This window comes from Deltaproteobacteria bacterium, from assembly GCA_005879795.1.
Taxonomy (GTDB): domain Bacteria; phylum Desulfobacterota; class Binatia; order DP-6; family DP-6; genus DP-6.
Window position 1 is genome coordinate 1 of record VBKJ01000254.1, and the last position, 2,750, is coordinate 2,750.

A 2,750-nucleotide genomic window follows, 5' to 3' on the forward strand; every position below is an offset into this window, starting at 1 on the left:
GATCTCTCCCTGGCGCCGAGCGCGGTCTCTGCGGCGCTGGCGGCGCTCGGCACGCGCGGCCTGGTCGGCTTCGATCTCGCCGAAGGCGCGTACTTCCACCGCGCGCTGCCCTTCGACCTCGAGCTGGTCGAATCCCTGCACCCGCGCCTGGTCGCCGCGCGCAAGCTGGTGGCGCTGGGCGCCGTCGAGCTGCGGCGCTCCACCGGCGAGGCTCGCGTGACCAGCGGCGACGTGGTCCACCGCGTGCGCCTCACCGACGAGGGCGCCGTGTGCACGTGCGCCTGGTACGGCAAGCACCGCAACGAGCGCGGGCCCTGCAAGCACGTGCTCGCGGTTTCGCTCGCCTCGGATCTGGATGACGCCGGCTGAGCTCGAGGCGCTGGTCGCCGAGGGGAGCGCGAAGGACGTGCTCGAGGCGACGCGCGGCCTTTCGGAGAAGGAGCGGCGCGCACTCGCGCCGACGGCGTTGCGCCTCGCGAAGCACTACTGGAGCGCCCATCTGAGCAGGTACGTCATAAATGTCTCGCGGCAGGCCGTGGCCGATGCACGCGCCCAGGCTCACTCGGCGTACGCGCGGCACGCGGTCGCCTGCGCGGCGCTTCTCGCGTCGGGCTCTCCGTCCGAACTCGCTCGACACGACCAGGTCTTCTCGGACGACGGTCAGGCAAGCGTGGTGCTCGCCGAGCGCCGCCCTCCCTGGCTGAGCGGGTTGGCAGAGACGTTGATGACGAAAAGCGTCCGTCACTGGCCTCTCTGCTACCGCCTGGTCATGGCCGGGCTCTGCCAACGGCCGACGTCGGAGAGCTGGTGCCTGGGCTTCCTCGCGGACGGCAAAGGCCCCGACCAGCACCTCTCGGATACCGTGTTCGTCGAGCGCGAGCTCTGGCGCCTGTTCGAAATCGAAGGGACGAGCGTTCTGAGCTTCATGAACCTCGACCGGTTCAGCAAGGGCCGCCCGTGGGCGACGGCGCTCCTCGCGCGCGCCGCCGAGGGGAAGATCCCGCGGGCGCGCCTGCTCGACGCGACGCTGGATGCTCTGCAGCGGGACTTCGTCCAGTACCGGGCCGGCTGGTTCGCCGACCTGCACCGCGACCTCGAGCCGTCGATCGCGGAGCGAGTCGACCGTCTCGATCGCTATCTGGCGCTGCTCGCGAGCCGCATTCCTCCGACGGTCTCCTTCGCGCTGGATGCGCTGGTGGCGGTCGAGCGGGCCGGCGAGCTGCCGCCCGAAGTTGTGCTCGCCCACATCGCCCCCGCGGTCCAGGCGCGCGCGAAGAAGACCGCCCTGGCCGCGCTGGCGCTCGCCGAGCGCGTGGCGGCGCGGGAGCCGCGGCTCTCCCGCCAGACGGCCATCCTGGCCGCGGAGGCGCTCGGGCACGACGCGGCGGACGTGCAGGCGCGCGCGATCGCCGTCGTCACCAGGCTCGGCGACCGGAACGACCGCGCGTTCGTCGAGCTGGTGCGCGACCGCGCGCGGGGCACGGCGGCGACCTTGCGGCCGCGGCTCCTCGACTGGCTGGGCGAGCCGCCGGCGCCGGCCCGCGCGGAGCCCACGCCGGCCGCTGCGCGCGCTCCCACGGGAGCACCCGAAGCGCCGCTCCGGCGCGCGCGGTCGCTCGACGACGCCATCGACCTCCTTGCCGGCGCCATCGAGCGCTTCGATGCCGCCGACGAGATGGAAGGCGCCCTGGACGGCGTGGCGCGCTTCTGCGGAGAGCGTCCGCCGGATTTCGGCCTGCGCCTCAAGCCGCTCACGAAGCGAGCGGGCACGATCCTCGGCCCGAAGCCCAGGCCCGCCTTCAGCGGCTACGACCTGCGCGGCGACCTGTGCACGCTGGCGCTTGCGTGGAGCGGCAATCAGGCGGTCGGGGCCGCCCGCTCCGAGCGCTTCATGAGGACCTTCCTTGCCGGGCGCATCCGGGAGGTGGCGCTGCGAGCCGCGGCCGCACGGCCGACGACGCTCCTGGCGACCCCCACCCACCGGGACGGCTGGATCGATCCCGAGGTACTGGTAAAGCGTGCGCTGGCGGCGGTGCCGGATCCGCTCGACGCGGTCCAGTCCCTGCTCCGGATCGCGCGCGACGGGCGGCCGCGTGGCCTGGCCCTGGCGGCCGACGTCCCCGGCGAGTACGGCGCCGCCCTCCGTTTCGCGCTGGGCGGACCGCGCGCGGCGGAGGCGCCCGCGAGCGATCTGTGGCTCGCGGCCGAGGCCGCCCGCCTGTCCGACCGCCTGGCGTCGCGCTTCGATCTGCTTCGGCACGACATCATGCTCAACGTCGACTGGGACAACAGCAAGCGCAGGCGGAACGAGACCCTCACCATGCGCTGGGTCGTGACGGTCTTCCCTGCCGATCTCGAGAACTATTTCCGGGCGGGAGGCTCGGCGATCATCTGCAACCTGGAGTGGTCGCAGGCGCTGTGGTGGAACTGCGTGTACCTCGAGCCTCTGCTCCGCGCGGACGTCGCGCTCGAGCGCAACGCGCGCCGGCTGCTGGCGGCGGCGCTCGCGTCCAAGGCACCCGCGGAGGGTGGTCTCGCCACCGACATACTCATCCAGACGATCGACGACGGCCGAGCGAAGGCCGACGAGCTCGGCGACAGCTTCGCGGCGTTGCTGGGCGCCGAGCTGGCCGGCGTTGCTGCCCTGGGACATGCCATGATCGGCCAAAGCGGCGACCTGTTGCAGGCCCTGCGCGCCGACAAGCTGATCTACCCCATCAAGTGCGCCCGCTGGGCCAAGCGCCTGCAGG

Annotated in this window: 2 protein-coding genes; both read left to right on the forward strand. The window is 72.8% G+C overall.

The window, feature by feature from the left end:
• Positions 1-369: SWIM zinc finger family protein (locus tag E6J59_19745; GenBank protein TMB15769.1), on the forward strand; the 369-nt coding region annotated here is incomplete at its 5' end.
• A partial coding sequence (locus E6J59_19750) for a hypothetical protein (protein ID TMB15770.1) occupies positions 356-2,750 on the forward strand: 2,395 nt, incomplete at its 3' end. The genes E6J59_19745 and E6J59_19750, both read left to right, overlap by 14 nt.